Below are 13,962 nucleotides of genomic sequence, written 5' to 3' on the forward strand. Positions count from 1 at the left end.
GCAATACGTACCAAGGTGTCGGCGCACGGGTGCGGGCATCAGCAGCAGGGAATTCCCTATGCCCACCGCGACAGGGAAGCACTTCGGGCAAAGTGCGGGACTGGCGGGCACGACAGCGGGCCCGGCCGACGCCATTCTTCTCGCTTGCGGTTCACTGCCCGCCGGAAAACCAGCGGACGTCACGCGGACGGACCGCCTCGCGTGCACCCAGCCTCGCAGACCTGAGGAACTACCGGAACTGTGCACGCCACACAATGAGGCATCCAGCATCCCTTCAGTAATCCCGCGACGCACACCGGGATCCGTTACCCGCCACAAAGTCGGGAAGCAGCGCGCCAACAATTACTTCAACGTACACGAGTCACTTCGGCGCTCTTCAAGACCGCTCGCCGTGAAGTCCGTCTCATCCACCACATGTTTACGACGCCGCCCTCTGCACGGGCGCCGGCGTTTTCGGGTGTCAGCCGGTCCGGTCACGGCCTTCCGCCGCACGAATTTCGAGGTCTCTGGCGAAGCGACGCCACTGGTCCGCACACTGGAGTGCGGCCCAGACGGCATCGCCCAGCCGGTGGGCGGGCACACCGCCGGCCAGCCACTGCCACCGGTGGGCGTCCATCGAGTGCGCACTCCACAGCCTCAGCAGCGTGCGCCCGGCCTCGGTGAAGCGCAGCGAGGGGTCCTTGCGCAGATTGGGCACGGCCGGGTGCGCGAAGCGCTGCGGCATCTGCACCACACATCTGCCGTCCCCCGTGGGCGGCGGACCGGCAGCGGTCAGCGACCGCTCCTTTCCACCGCGAGCGGACGCCGGGGACGCCGCACCCCCCTCGGGGACACCCTGCTGTTCGGCGGCCAGCAGCTTCGGCGGCAGCGGACTCTCACCGGCCCGCAGCCTGGCCCGTACGTCTCTGGCCGTGGCGACCGCGACACCGGCCGCGGCCGCCACCTCGCGCAAGGACGCGTCGGGCCTGACGCGGAGGAAACGCTCCGCGCGACGGCGCCCCCGCGCCGCGTCGGCGTCGGGCGGGCGGACCCGCCCGTCGCGGCCCGCCCGTGCGTTCAACTGCCCACGACGGCCGGTTGAACGACTCCGCAGCGCGGCGACGGTGGTGGGCGAGAGGCAGGCGACCTCGGCGATGCGGCGGTCGGACCACCGGGGGTGGCTCTCGACGAGGCGGGCCGCCGCCGCCGTCCGGTCGGCGTGCGAAAGAGGCATCCCCTGCCGTGTGTTGATCCTTACGGCCAGGACGAAGGCATCGTCGAGCGTGCCCTCGACGAAGCTGACCCGGATATACGCCTCTCCCCGCAGCACCGTGGCGCGCAGGCGGTGGAAGCCGTCCACGACACGCATCGTGGGCCGGTGGACGACGATGGGCGGCAGCGGGACGTCCGAGTCGGCGAGGGCCCGGGTGTGCCGGGTGTCCTCCGCCGCGACGCGTGGACGATCCGAGACACGCAGGGCGTCGACGGCCACCAGCTCCGTGCCGCGCCCGTACTCACCGTCCTCGACGGCGCCGACCAACCCATCGGACATCGATGCTCCCCTTAGCGCGCTCCTGCCCGGGCGGATGTCAATGATGTAAGCGAAGTGTCCAAGATATTAGCACCCAAGTCTCCACACAGCCAGTGGTGTTGGCTACTCTCCGTACCACGCACAGACAGCAGGACGAGCAGGAACGTCGGGCGATCCGACCGGGGAGCGTGAACCTTGTCAGCAGATAGGGACCAGTGTCGCGGCCAGTCGCTGGCCGAGCGGTTGAACGCGTTGTTCGCCATGGTGCGATGGCGCGACGCCCATGGGCGGCAACGGGAGTATTCGACGGCCGAGGTGGCCAGGGCGGTGACCGCCGATCCGTCCCACCCCGCGACGTTGTCGAGGAGCTACCTCGCGATGCTGCGCAACGGCTCGCACACGAACCCGACGCTGGGCGTCCTCGACGGCCTGGTGAAGTTCTTCGACGACCACCGTGGGCCGGGGGCCACTCCGATCACGATCCAGTCACTGGTGGCGGGCAGGGATCCCGAAGACGACCTGCTCCGGGAGCAGTTGGCCAGCCGACAGGTCCGCATGATCGCCATGAGGGCGGGCGCGATGACGCCTACGATGCGGGAACAGCTGCTCAAGATGATCGAGACCTTCGATCAGGACGCCCCCGCCGACCCCGGCGCCCAGCACTGAGGAAGGATGTCGTGGCCATACGCGAGCGCGAGCTCCGCCGCTACTGCAAACGTCTGTTGCGCCAACTGGACATCCGGCCACCGCTCCGCGTGGACGAACTGTGCCACCGGCTCGGCCTGCACCGCGGAAAACCCATCCGGCTGATCCCCTGGGAGCTGCCCGCTCCCGGGCCCTTCGGCGTGTGGATATCCCGCACGGACGAGGAACACATCTTTTACCAGAAGGAGACGACCCGGGTACATCAGGACCACATCATTCTCCATGAGGTCGGCCACATCCTCGCCGATCACGAGGCCGACGCACGCGCCGAGGAGGAGGTTCTGGGTATGGGCGGTCCCGACCACCCCCGCGGTCTGATCACCCGGAGGCTCCACCGCACCTCCTACTCGGAGGACTACGAACGCGAGGCGGAGCTGGTCGCGACCATCATCCAGGAGTGGGCCGTCGTCATCGACCACACCACGGCACGCGGCTACGAGGACTCGGCCCTCGATCCGCTGCGTTCCGCGCTGGGTTCGCGCTGGGGGTGGAGGTGATCCTCCATGTGCCGGTGACCGTCATGCTGGTCATCGGCTTCGCCTGGAAGGCCGTCGACCTCGTCCGCGCCCCGCACGACCGGGTCCTGCGCCTGCTCGTCGCCTCGCTGTTCCTGCTCACTGTGGGCGACCTCCTGGGGTTCGACGAGGTCAACGACCGGGTCGACGGGCTGACGACCGTCGGCGTCGGCAAGATCGTCTTCAACTGGGTCTACATGTGCGGCCTGGGCGTTCTCGTTCTCTTCTTCACCGCCTCGACCAGTGACGCGCCCTCCGTTCACCGACGCCACGTCCGTCTGCACACCGGCCTGCTGGCCGCGGTGCTGGGGACCCTGGTCGTCACCATGCTCGCCACCCCGCCCGCCCTGCGCGGCCATACGCTGTCCACCCCGCACATGGCCGAGCCGACCATCGCCTCCTTCTACCTCATCGGCAACACCTACTTCTTCTACGCGTATCTCACCTCGGGCCGCTGGGCGCTGCGCTACACGCGCCTGGCGTCCCGGTCCTTGGCCCCCAGCCTTCGGACCATGTCGATCGGCCTCTTCGGCCTGGCGGTCACCTCGGCCGTGCGCGTGCTCTGGGTGATCGTGCAGGCAGGCTCACCCGGCACGCACCCGGTGCTCGACACGGTGAACCGAGCCCTCACCGATGTGGCCCTGGGGACCGTGCTGATCGGCATCACCCTCTCCGCCGGAGTGCAACTGGTGACCCACCTGCGATCGGTCGCGCGCCACCAACAGATGCATCACCAGCTCACTCCCCTGTGGACTGCGCTGGTCACGGCGTACCCGGACGTCGTCCTCAACCAGGAGCCGCCCATGTCCCGGTGGGGCCGACTGAGGCTGCGCCACACCCACGCACGCTTCTACCGCCGCCTCATCGAATGCCGGGACGGCCTGGTGCGGTTGAGCCCCTACCTCGTCCTCGTGGCGCCCGGCGCCGACCTCGCCCGCTGCGGGCCCGATCAGCTCGCCCTGCACATCCGTGCGGCGCTGGCCCGGAAACCGCTCGTCGAGGACCCGGACACGACGCATCCCGCCGTGCGCGTCGCCTCCCCCTCGGGCAACGACATGGACGCGGAGGCTCACGAGCTCATCGCCGTTTCCACCGCGTTCGCGGCGCTCACCACGGACAGCCACAGAGCGCCCGCACCCTGCCGCTGACCCTTCGGTCGGGATCCGGGCGCCGATCGGTGGGAAGCGGGCACCCCGGACTGCCGGTCCTGCGCTCGTCCTGGGCGTGACCAGGCACCGACGCCCCTGGGAAACGGGCGCGAACGGGCCCAGGGGATTCGGTGAAGCGGCTGGTCGAAGCAGGGGAAGTGCTTGTAGAAACGACACATGAGCCCGAACGGACAGCGGGCTCCGCCCGACCGGGCCCAGCAGCGATCAGGGAAGTGCGCCGTGGACACCGAAGAACGCCGTCGGGGAATTCTGGACACGGCGCGACGGGACGGGTCGGTCGCAGTGAACGCCCTCGCGGACCTGTTCAAGGTGGCCAAGGAGACCGTCCGCCGGGATCTGCACGTGCTGGAGGAGCACGGCCTCGTCCGCCGTACCCACGGGGGTGCCTATCCCGTGGAGTCGGCGGGCTTCGAGACCACGCTCGCTGTCCGCACCACCCGTAACGTTCCGCAGAAGTCACGGATCGCGGCGGCCGCCGCCGATCTGCTCGGCGACGCCGAGACGGTCTTCGTCGACGAGGGCTTCACCCCGCAGCTCGTCGCCGAGGCACTGCCGAAGGACCGGCCGCTGACCGTGGTCACCGCCTCGCTGGCCGTCGCGACCGCGCTGGCCGGGGCGGAGAAGACGGCGGTGCTCCTGCTGGGCGGCCGGGTACGCGGTTCGACCATGGCGACGGTCGATCACTGGGCCAGCCGCATGCTCGCGGACTTCGTCATCGACCTGGCGTTCCTCGGGGCGAACGGCATCTCCCGCGAGTACGGCCTGACCACCCCGGACCCCGCCGTCGCCGAGGTCAAGGCGCAGGCTCTGCGCAGTTCGCGGCGGCGGGTCTTCGCCGGGATCCACAGCAAGTTCGGGGCGGTGAGCTTCTGCCGGTTCGCCGGTGTCGGTGATTTTGAAGCGATCGTCACCGATGCAGGACTCCCCTCGGCGGAGGCCCAGCGCTACTCCCTCCTCGGCCCGCAGGTCATCCGCGTCTGACCCGTACGGCTGCGCGCGCCGCCCCGTCTCCGCACCCCTGCCTGTCCGGCACCGCTCGCCCCCCTTTCCGCCGGGGCCTGGTCCGCCATGCCCGCAACGACCCGATCACCGAGCCGCTACGACTGATCAGGAGTCCCCCATGCCCCACCCACGACGCCGCCGCCGTCGACCACCTCTGCGCGGTCGGGCCTGCGCCGCGACGGCCGCCCTCGCCCTGCTCGCCACCGGCTGTGCCGGGGCGGGCGGAACCTCCTTCGGGGGCGGCGACGCCCTGAACGTCCTGATGGTGAACAACCCGCAGATGGTCGAGTTGCAGAAGCTCACCGCGAAGCACTTCACGAGGAAGACCGGGATCAAGGTCCACTTCACGGTCCTGCCCGAGAACGACGTGCGGGACAAGATCAGCCAGGACTTTTCCAACCAGGCCGGTCAGTACGACATCGCCACCATCAGCAACTTCGAGCTGCCGTTCTTCGCGAAGAACGGCTGGCTGCATCCCCTGGACGACTACGCGGCGGCCGACGCCGCCTTCGACCAGGAGGACATCCTGGAACCGCTGCGGGAGTCGCTGACCGCCGAGGACGGCAGGCTCTACGCCCAGCCGTTCTACGGCGAGTCGTCCTTCCTGATGTACCGCAAGGACGTCTTCGAGAAGCACGGGCTCACGATGCCCGAGAATCCCACCTGGCAGCAGGTGGCGAAGCTCGCCGCGAAGACGGACGGCGCGGAGCGCGGGATGAAGGGCATCTGTCTGCGCGGGCTGCCCGGCTGGGGCGAGGTGATCGCCCCGCTCACCACGGTGGTCAACACCATGGGCGGCACCTGGTTCACGAAGGACTGGGAACCGCGGCTCACCGCACCGGAGTTCAGGAAGGCGACGAAGTTCTATGTCGACCTGGTACGCGACCACGGCGAGCTCGGCGCCCCGCAGTCCGGGTACGCCGAGTGCCTGAACAACATGACCCAGGGCAAGACCGCCATGTGGTACGACGCCACGGCGGGCGCCGGTTCGCTGGAGGCCGAGGGCTCCCCGGTGAAGGGGAAGATCGGTTACGTCCCCGCCCCCGTCGAGCGGACCGAGAGCTCCGGGTGGCTCTACACCTGGGCGTGGGGTCTGCAGAAGGCGTCCAAGAAGTCGGACGACGCCTGGAAGTTCGTGTCCTGGGCGTCGAGCAAGGAGTACGAGGAGCTGGTCGGTTCCACCAGCGGCTGGTCCAACGTGCCTGCGGGCAAAAGGGCTTCCACCTACGCCCACCCCGACTACCGGGCGGAGGCGGGCGCGTTCGCCGATGTCACCGAGCGGGCCATCTCCGAGGCCGACCCGTGGAACCCCGGGACCCAGCCCCGCCCCACGGCGGGCATCCAGTTCGTCGGCGTACCGGAGTTCACCGATCTGGGCACCAAGGTGGCACAGGAGATCAGTGCGGCCATCGCGGGCCGCCAGTCGGTGGACGCCGCGCTCGCCGCCTCCCAGAAGCTGGCCGAGAAGGTCGCCGAGGAGTACCGATGACCGTCACCGCCACCAGAGGGACACCCGCGCCTCCCACCCCGGCGAGGAAGGCCGGCGGCAGCGGCCGCAGGCGCGCCTGGGCCACCCGTGCCCCGCTGCTGCCCGCTCTCGTCTTCCTCATCGCCGTCACCCAACTGCCCTTCGTGGCGACGCTGGTGATATCCCTGTTCGACTGGAACTCCCTCAAACCGGAGAAGCGCCACTTCACCGGGTTGTCCAACTACGCCTCCGTCTTCACCGACGAGGCCCTGCGCGAGTCCGTGGTGACGACCGTCGTCCTCACCGCGTCCGTGGTGCTCGTCAGCGTCGTCCTGGGGCTGGCGTTCGCCCTGCTGCTGGACCGCACCTTCTTCGGCCGGGGGTTCGTCCGTACGCTGCTGATCACCCCGTTCCTCCTGGTGCCGGTCTCCGCCGCCCTGCTGTGGAAACACGCGCTCTACAACCCCGAATACGGGCTGTTCAACGGGGCGCTCACCTGGTTCGGCGACCTGTTCGGCGTCGAGAGCGTCGCGCAGCCGGAGTGGACGTCCCAGATGCCGCTGATCGCGATCGAGGCGGCACTCGTGTGGCAGTGGACGCCGTTCATGATGCTGATCCTGCTCGCCGGACTCCAGAGCCGGCCCGCCGAGATCATGGAGGCCGCACGGCTGGACGGGGCGGGACCCTGGCAGACCTTCCGGCATCTGACCCTGCCCCATCTGCGCCGCTACCTCGAACTGGGCGTCCTGCTGGGGTCGGTGTACATCGTGCAGAACTTCGACGCGGTTTTCACGATCACCTCCGGCGGTCTGGGCACCGCCAACCTGCCGTACACCGTCTACGAGACCTTCTACCGGGCCCATGAGTACGGGCTGGCGTCCGCGGCGGGTGTGGTCGTGGTGATCGGCACGATCATCATCGCCACCTTCGCGCTCCGGGTGGTCTCGTCGCTCTTCCGTGAGGAGGCGAGCCGCGCATGAGCGCCTCGACCGCCAGTCCCCATTCCGCCAACACCGTTTCCCGCAGGGCCCGTCGGCGCTCCGCCGCGCTCGGTGCGGCCGCCTGGGTGGTGGGGGTCGGCTTCTGCCTGCCCGCCCTGTGGATGGTACTGACGTCCTTCCACGCGGAGGCCGACGCGGCGACCAACCCGCCTTCCCTGGCAGCCGCGTTGACGCTCGACGGCTACCGTTCGTTCTTCGGCGGCGGAGGCGGCCCGACGCCGTGGCCCCCGCTGGTCAACTCGCTGGCGGCCTCGTTCTTCTCCACCGTGCTGGTCCTGCTCCTGGCACTGCCCGCCGCGTACGCGCTGTCCATCCGGCGGGTGCGCAAGTGGACTGACGTGATGTTCTTCTTCCTGTCCACGAAGATGCTGCCGGTGGTCGCCGGGCTGCTGCCGGTGTATCTGTTCGCGAAGAACACCGGGCTGCTGGACAACATCTGGCTGCTCGTTCTGCTCTACACCTCGATGAACCTGCCGATCGCGGTGTGGATGATGCAGTCCTTCCTCGCGGACGTGCCCGTCTCCATCATCGAGGCCGCGCAGGTCGACGGGGCCCGGCTGCCCACGGTGCTGCGCCGGGTCGTCGCCCCGGTCGCCGGGCCGGGCATCGCGGCGACCGCGCTGATCTGTTTCATCTTCAGCTGGAACGAGCTGTTGTTCGCGCGGGTGCTGACCGGTGTCGTCGCCGGGACCGCACCCGTCCATCTGACCACCTTCGTCACCAGCCAGGGCCTCTTCCTCGCCCAGCTGTGCGCGGCGTCGGTGGTCGTGTCCCTGCCGGTGCTGGTGGCCGGTTACGCCGCCCAGGACAAGCTCGTCCAGGGCCTCTCCCTGGGAGCAGTCAAATGAGGGCAGCCATCGTCGAAGCCCCCGGCAAGGTCTCCGTGACCACCGTCCCTGACCCCGCGCCGGGCCCCCGCGAGGTGGTCGTCGAAGTCGCGTCGTGCGGACTGTGCGGCACCGATCTGCACATTCTCCAGGGCGAGTTCGCCCCGACCCTGCCGATCGTGCCCGGTCATGAGTTCGCCGGGGAGGTCGTCGGCCTCGGCGCTGACGTCACGGAGCTGTCCGTCGGCGACCGGGTGGCCGTGGACCCTTCGCTGCACTGCCACGAGTGCCGCTACTGCCGTTCGGGGCGGGGGAATCTCTGCGACGCCTGGGCGGCGATCGGTGTCACCGTGCCGGGCGGCGCGGCCGAGTTCGCGGTGGCGCCCGTCGCCAACTGCGTACGGCTGCCCGAGCATGTCGACGTGCGGGACGCGGCGCTGATCGAGCCGCTGTCGTGCGCGGTGCGGGGCTATGACGTGCTCCGGGGCAATCTGGGTGCGGAGGTGCTGATCTACGGCTCGGGCACCATGGGCCTGATGATGCTGGAGCTGGCCAAGCGCACCGGCGCGGCGTCGGTGGACGTGCTGGACGTCAACGCCCAGCGGCTGGCCACGGCGTCGCTCCTGGGGTGCAGCGCTTCGGCCGCCCGCGCCGAGGAGCTGGAGCGCCCGCGCGGCTGGGACGTGGTGATCGACGCCACGGGCAACGCGGGGGCCATCCAGGACGGGCTGGGGCGGGTCGCCAAGGGCGGTACGTTCCTCCAGTTCGGGGTCGCCGACTACGCGACGACGGCGGTGATCGAGCCGTACCGGATCTACAACCAGGAGATCACCATCACCGGTTCGATGGCGGTCCTGCACAGTTTCGAGCGGGCCGCCGCGCTGTTCGCGAGCGGGGTGCTGGACGCGTCGGTGTTCATCAGCGACCGGCTGCCGCTGGAGCGGTATCCGCAGGCGGTCGAGCGTTTCGGGGCGGGCATCGGCCGCAAGATCGTGGTGGAGCCGTGACGGGCCCGCAGAGCCCCGCCACCACACCGGTCCCCGGCTCCGGCTCCGGCTCCGTGCTCGTGGTCGGTGAGGCGCTGGTGGATCTGGTCCCGGTGGACGGTGATCCCGGGGTCCGGGCAGCCCAGCCGGGCGGCGCGCCCGCCAATGTCGCGGTGGGCCTCGCCCGGCTCGGCGGGCGGCCGTCCTTCGTGGGCGGGATCGGCGACGACGCCTTCGCGGGCACCATCGAGGCGTGGCTGGGCGGGGCGGGCGTGGATCTCTCGCTGAGCGCCCGTCCGGCGCTGCCCACGGCGCTCGCGGTCGCGGACCCGGGCAGCGGCGGGAACAGCTACCGCTTCCACCTGCGGGACACGGCGACCTTCCAGCTGCCCGACCGCAGCACGGAGGCATCCCGCTTCGGCGCGGTGTACGTGGGCGGGCTCGCCGCGGTCGTGGAGCCCGCGGCCCGGGCCGTCGCCGCCACCGCGCGGGCGGCCGCCCGCGACGGGCTGCTGGCGGTGGACCCGAATGTCCGCGAGGACCGCACCCTCGACCCCGTACGGAGCCTCGGGCGGCTGCGCGAGCTGTGCGGCCTCGCCCGCGTCGTCAAGGCGAGCGACGAGGACCTGGTACGCCTGTGGCCGGATGCGGATCCGGAGGCCAGCTGCCGCAGGCTGGCCGCACAGGAGCGGCTGGTGGTGCTGACCCGGGGCCCGCGCGGGGCCGTCGCATACGCCCACGGCGCACCGGCGGTCTCCGTCCCGGCCCTGCCGGTGCGGGTGGTCAACACGATCGGCGCGGGCGACGCGTTCATGGCGGGGATGCTGTCCTGGCTCGGGGCGGAGGCGGGGTGGCGGAGCGACCTGTCCGCCGTTGAAACGCGGGCGATGCTGGAGTACGCGGCCGCGACCGCCGCGTCGGTCTGCGCCCGGGCGGGCACGGAACCCACACCCCCGCTTGCGGTGTGAGGGGCCCGCACACCGGGCATCGACATCGGGACCCGAGTTCCCGAAGGCCCTCCCCCGGTCCACGGAAACCACCGCGGCCCCACCCGGCTCCCCCGCCGGGTGGGGCCGCGGTGTGTCCGGCGGGCCGCCACGGCGTTCGGCGAGCGGACAGCACACCGCCCGGGGACCGGCACCCCGCGGTGCCGGTCCCCGGGCGGGACGCTTGGCTCAGTTACGGCCGGTCAGCACTGCGGGCGCTTGCCGTGGTTGGCGCCGTTCTTGCGGCGGGCCTTCTTCTTCCGACGTCGCTTCGAGGACATCGAACCCTCCTTCTCTGCTCTGCGTTCCGTGCGGACGGTGTGCGGGGCGATGAACCCCGGCGATCACTGTGCCACCTGCCGAGGGACACCGTGGCAAACACCCGGTGCGGGTGCAACCGGCGACACGGCGCACAGAAGTCCGGGCGGTGACCCGGGGGAGGCGGCGGGGGCAGCCGCTCAGCCCGGAGAAGGGCGGGAACCGAGGACGGTGGCGGTGTAGTCGGCCAGGTTCGCACGCAGTTCCTCACGGCCCATGCCCTGCTGGACGATCAGGTGCTCGACGAGATCGGCGCGTGTGGCCGCCAGCAGGGCATGTGCGGCGTAGGCGCTGCCGGTGAAGCCCTCGATCCGGTCCAGCAGGTCCTGGAGGGTGCGGTGCCAGCGTTCGTAGTGCTCTGTGCGGTACGGGCTGTCTCCGCCGGTGTCCTCCAGGGCGAGGGCGAGGTGCCGGTTGTCGAGCTTGAAGCACAGGACGGCGTCCAGCAGGGCGGGTACGCGACGCCGCGGCGGGGCCGCGGGGCCCAGTGGCGGCGGGCCGGACTCGACGGCGGTCCGGATCGGTTCGAGGCGGGCTTCGAACAGGGCACGGATCAGCCCGGTGCGGTCGCCGAAACCGCGGAAGAGGGTCGCCTTGCCGACACCGGCCGCCGCCGCGATATCGGCCATGGTGACGGCCGCGGGGCTCTCGCAGCGCGCGAAGAGATCATCGGCCGCCGCGAGGACGGCCGCACGGTTGCGGGCGGCGTCCTTGCGAGGCGTGCGGGCGGTCATGGGGTCTCCTCCGATTGCAAAACGGACCCACGGTCCGTATCGTCGCCACTGAAACGGACCGACGGTCCGCATTCTAGGTGACGGAACCTTCGGGCCGTCGAACGACTTCACCGGGAGCAGCCGTTGCAGACCTCCGCCGCCACCCTCGTCATCGGCGCGACCGGCACCACCGGCAGCCGTGTCGTCGCCCGCCTCGCCGCGGCCGGGCACCGTGCGCGGGCCGCCTCCCGTGCAGCCCGTCCGGTACCCGGCGGCGAGGCGGTCCGCTTCGACTGGGAGGACCCCTCCAGCCACGGCGAGGCGCTGACCGGGGCGGACCGGGTCTATCTGGTACCGCCGATCGGCCACCCGGACCCGGCCGAGGTGATGCTGCCCTTCCTGGAGCGGGCCCGCGGTGCCGGGGTTCGCCGTGCGGTGCTGCTCAGCTCCTCCGCGATCCCGGCGGGCGGGCCCGCGACCGGCCGTGTCCACCGGGCCCTGCCCAGCCTCTTCGAGGAGTGGGCGGTGCTGCGGCCGTCCTGGTTCATGCAGAACTTCACGGGTGACCACGCGCATGCCCTGAGCATCCGGGAGACCGGCGTCATCCGGACCGCGGCGGGCGAGGGGCGGGTCGGCTTCGTGGACGCGGAGGACATCGCCGCGGTCGCCGTGCACGCCCTGACCGACGAGCGGGCACCGGACACCGACCTGGTCCTCACCGGTCCCCGGCCGCTGAGTTACGACGAGGTCGCCTCGGCGGTCGGCCGGGCCACCGGGCGGGACGTCCGCCATGAGCGGCTGACGTACGGGCGCATGCGCGACCGGCTCACCGCCTCCGGGATACCCGTCCTGTTCGCGGAGATGCTCGCCGGAATGGACCTCGCCATCGCCGGCGGGGCCGAGGACCGGGTCACGGACACCGTGCTACGGCTCACCGGCCGGCCGCCGGGCGACTTCGACGGCTTCCTGGCACGGGAGTCGGGCAGGACGGCGGGCGCGGCGGACAGCCGTCCGGGCGCTCAGGCCCGGTAGCGCAGCGGATGGTCCTCCGGGACCTCGACCACGGCGATCCGCACCCCGTCTGGGTCGGCGATCCACATCTCGATCAGCCCCCAGGGCTCCCGTTGCGGCGGACGCAGCACGTCGACACCCTTGGCCCGCAACTCCTCGTGGGCGGCCTCGGCGTCGTCGACCTGGAGCCAGATCTGCACGGAGGACGAGGGCGGACCCTCGCCGCGCCCGGAGACCTCCAGGAATCCGCCGCCCAGGAAGTAGACCGTGCCGCGCTCGGGGCCGGTGCCGAACTCGCGGTAGACGGCGAGGCCCAGGGCCTCGCCGTAGAAGGCACGCGAACGCTCGGGATCGGTGGGGTGGAGCAGAATCCTGCTGCCCAGTACATGCACCATGCCCCGAGCGTACGCCGTGCGCGGTCCGTCAGTTGGTGAGCTCGTCGAGGAAGTCCTCGGTGCAGCGGTCCTGCGCCGTCTGGCCGATCGCGCGGTCCATGCACCGTTCGAAGTTCCTGAACTCCTCGGAGTCGACCAGGTTGACCACCCACACGAGGAGGACCGCGGAACCGATGAGACCGAGCGCCCCGAACGAGGCGCCGACTATGGCCATCACCCGGCGCGGGGCCCGGCCCTGACGGGTGCGGAGCACGGCGATGATCCCGAAGACGATGGCGAGCAGTCCGAGGAGGACCCCGCCGACCACGGTCCAGAAGAACACACAGGCACTGAGGCCGAGGACGAGGGCGGCGACCGCCAAGCCGTTCGTCGGGGCGGGCCCGTGGCCGCCATAGGGCTGCTGCCCGGCTGCGGGCGGGCCCGTGTACGAGGGGTCCGGGTAAGAGGGAAGGGACATCGGGTGAGGGCTCCTGTTCTCCTGGTCATCCGAGCATATGCCCGAAGATCCCTCCCCCATGCGCCCTCTTGGTCACACTCGGGCAACTAAAGGCCTTGGCCGGGCGCCGCCCGGCGAAGCTCTGCCGACAGGTGGTGCTGGAGCGGCTGTCCGACGGCCGCGAGCTCATGGACGAAGGTGAGGGTGTCCCCGTCAGCCAGGGTGTAGCGACGCCGGGTGGCCTCGACCGTCTTGGCGGTGGGGGCGAGCCCCACGTGATGGGTGGCCAGGTCGACCGTACCGTCGTGAGCCTGACCGACCGAGATCTCCGCGATGCCGGTGGGCTGGGTGATCAGCGCCTCCACCCGCCCGTCGGGCTGGAGCCGCCACCATCCGGCCTCCCGGGCGGACGGCCGCACGGGCTGCCCGTCGGGGCCGAGCAGCCAGGCCCGCGCCTCGTACGCGAGGAAGGGCCGCCCGTCATGGCTGAACGTCACCTCCTGGGCGTACGTGAACCCCTCGTCGAGCGTCGGGTATCCGCCGCGGCCGGTACCGGCCCAGGTGCCGAGGTATCCGGTGACCGGGGCGAGCAGGGGGTGCGGGGCCGGTGACTCGTGGGGGCCGAGGGCGTCGGGGAAGGGGAGTTCGCGGGCGGGGTGGAGGGGGTGGTGCATGAGGTGTGCGCTCCTGGGTCGGTCGGGACGGGGCGGTGCCATCGGTCGTACGGACCTGGCTGATCGTTTCGGAATGAGGTTCGGAGGCGACGGAGGCATACGAGGCTGCACGCCGGTCCGGGCAGGCCCTGGTGGAGGCCACCGCGCCGCTCGCAGCGGGTGTGGAGCGGTTCTGGCTGGTGCAGCCGGACGAAGGCGCGCTCGACGACCCGGCGCACCCTGCCCGGTCCGGAACCGTGGACGAGC

General features: G+C 71.0%; 16 protein-coding genes. 10 read left to right on the forward strand and 6 right to left on the reverse strand.

The annotated features are described in order from the left end of the window. Positions 1–460 precede the first annotated feature (460 nt). Positions 461–1,531: a ParB/RepB/Spo0J family partition protein gene (locus ACZ5WC_RS18540; RefSeq protein ID WP_468541787.1), complete on the reverse strand. Its 1,071-nt coding sequence runs from the start codon at positions 1,529–1,531 to the stop codon at positions 461–463. Positions 1,532–1,705: 174 nt separating this feature from the next. On the opposite strand from ACZ5WC_RS18540, the gene ACZ5WC_RS18545 reads away from it, so the two are divergent. The 9 genes from ACZ5WC_RS18545 to ACZ5WC_RS18585 all read left to right on the forward strand — a co-directional run bounded on the left by ACZ5WC_RS18545 (position 1,706) and on the right by ACZ5WC_RS18585 (position 10,151). Next, positions 1,706–2,176 carry a hypothetical protein gene (locus ACZ5WC_RS18545; RefSeq protein WP_468541788.1) on the forward strand — a complete coding sequence of 157 codons (471 nt, stop codon included), beginning with the start codon at positions 1,706–1,708 and terminating at the stop codon, positions 2,174–2,176. An 11-nt stretch (positions 2,177–2,187) separates the two neighbouring features. Next, a complete protein-coding gene (locus ACZ5WC_RS18550) occupies positions 2,188–2,712 on the forward strand; it encodes a hypothetical protein (protein ID WP_468541789.1) in 525 nt (174 codons plus the stop codon). A gap of 8 nt (positions 2,713–2,720) precedes the next feature. Further along, positions 2,721–3,878 (forward strand): MAB_1171c family putative transporter, encoded by a 1,158-nt coding sequence (locus tag ACZ5WC_RS18555; protein ID WP_468541790.1) that lies wholly within the window; start codon positions 2,721–2,723, stop codon positions 3,876–3,878. 240 nt (positions 3,879–4,118) lie between these two features. After that, the gene (locus ACZ5WC_RS18560; protein ID WP_468541791.1) at positions 4,119–4,880 is read left to right on the forward strand and encodes a DeoR/GlpR family DNA-binding transcription regulator; all 762 of its coding nucleotides are present in this window, start codon (positions 4,119–4,121) and stop codon (positions 4,878–4,880) included. A gap of 139 nt (positions 4,881–5,019) precedes the next feature. Beyond that, entirely contained in the window at positions 5,020–6,390 is a 1,371-nt protein-coding gene (locus ACZ5WC_RS18565; RefSeq protein ID WP_468541792.1) for an ABC transporter substrate-binding protein, read from the forward strand. Beyond that, positions 6,387–7,349 carry a carbohydrate ABC transporter permease gene (locus ACZ5WC_RS18570; RefSeq protein WP_468541793.1) on the forward strand — a complete coding sequence of 321 codons (963 nt, stop codon included), beginning with the start codon at positions 6,387–6,389 and terminating at the stop codon, positions 7,347–7,349. The genes ACZ5WC_RS18565 and ACZ5WC_RS18570 overlap by 4 nt, the downstream gene beginning before the upstream one ends. Continuing rightward, positions 7,346–8,218 (forward strand): carbohydrate ABC transporter permease, encoded by an 873-nt coding sequence (locus ACZ5WC_RS18575; RefSeq protein WP_468541794.1) that lies wholly within the window; start codon positions 7,346–7,348, stop codon positions 8,216–8,218. The genes ACZ5WC_RS18570 and ACZ5WC_RS18575 overlap by 4 nt, the downstream gene beginning before the upstream one ends. Further along, a complete protein-coding gene (locus ACZ5WC_RS18580) occupies positions 8,215–9,204 on the forward strand; it encodes a zinc-dependent alcohol dehydrogenase family protein (RefSeq protein ID WP_468541795.1) in 990 nt (329 codons plus the stop codon). The genes ACZ5WC_RS18575 and ACZ5WC_RS18580 overlap by 4 nt, the downstream gene beginning before the upstream one ends. After that, positions 9,201–10,151: a PfkB family carbohydrate kinase gene (locus ACZ5WC_RS18585; RefSeq protein WP_468541796.1), complete on the forward strand. Its 951-nt coding sequence runs from the start codon at positions 9,201–9,203 to the stop codon at positions 10,149–10,151. Before ACZ5WC_RS18580 ends, ACZ5WC_RS18585 begins: the two co-directional genes overlap by 4 nt. Before the next feature lie 221 nt (positions 10,152–10,372). On the opposite strand, the gene ACZ5WC_RS18590 is transcribed toward ACZ5WC_RS18585, so the two are convergent. Then, the gene (locus ACZ5WC_RS18590) at positions 10,373–10,450 is read right to left on the reverse strand and encodes a 50S ribosomal protein bL37 (RefSeq protein ID WP_373558710.1); all 78 of its coding nucleotides are present in this window, start codon (positions 10,448–10,450) and stop codon (positions 10,373–10,375) included. A gap of 177 nt (positions 10,451–10,627) precedes the next feature. Further along, positions 10,628–11,221, reverse strand: coding sequence for a TetR/AcrR family transcriptional regulator (locus ACZ5WC_RS18595; RefSeq protein ID WP_468541797.1), 594 nt, complete (start codon positions 11,219–11,221; stop codon positions 10,628–10,630). Positions 11,222–11,344: 123 nt separating this feature from the next. On the opposite strand from ACZ5WC_RS18595, the gene ACZ5WC_RS18600 reads away from it, so the two are divergent. Further along, positions 11,345–12,232, forward strand: coding sequence for an NAD(P)H-binding protein (locus ACZ5WC_RS18600; RefSeq protein WP_468541798.1), 888 nt, complete (start codon positions 11,345–11,347; stop codon positions 12,230–12,232). On the opposite strand, the gene ACZ5WC_RS18605 is transcribed toward ACZ5WC_RS18600, so the two are convergent. From ACZ5WC_RS18605 to ACZ5WC_RS18615, 3 genes are all read right to left on the reverse strand, one after another. Further along, a complete protein-coding gene (locus ACZ5WC_RS18605; RefSeq protein WP_468541799.1) occupies positions 12,220–12,606 on the reverse strand; it encodes a VOC family protein in 387 nt (128 codons plus the stop codon). The two genes, ACZ5WC_RS18600 and ACZ5WC_RS18605, sit on opposite strands and share 13 nt — an antisense overlap. A 28-nt stretch (positions 12,607–12,634) precedes the next feature. Beyond that, positions 12,635–13,063: a DUF4190 domain-containing protein gene (locus tag ACZ5WC_RS18610; RefSeq protein WP_468541800.1), complete on the reverse strand. Its 429-nt coding sequence runs from the start codon at positions 13,061–13,063 to the stop codon at positions 12,635–12,637. An 86-nt stretch (positions 13,064–13,149) separates the two neighbouring features. Then, positions 13,150–13,716, reverse strand: coding sequence for a nitrobindin family protein (locus ACZ5WC_RS18615; protein WP_468541801.1), 567 nt, complete (start codon positions 13,714–13,716; stop codon positions 13,150–13,152). Positions 13,717–13,962 lie beyond the last annotated feature (246 nt).

It is taken from the genome of Streptomyces sp. NPDC033165 (assembly GCF_055577965.1).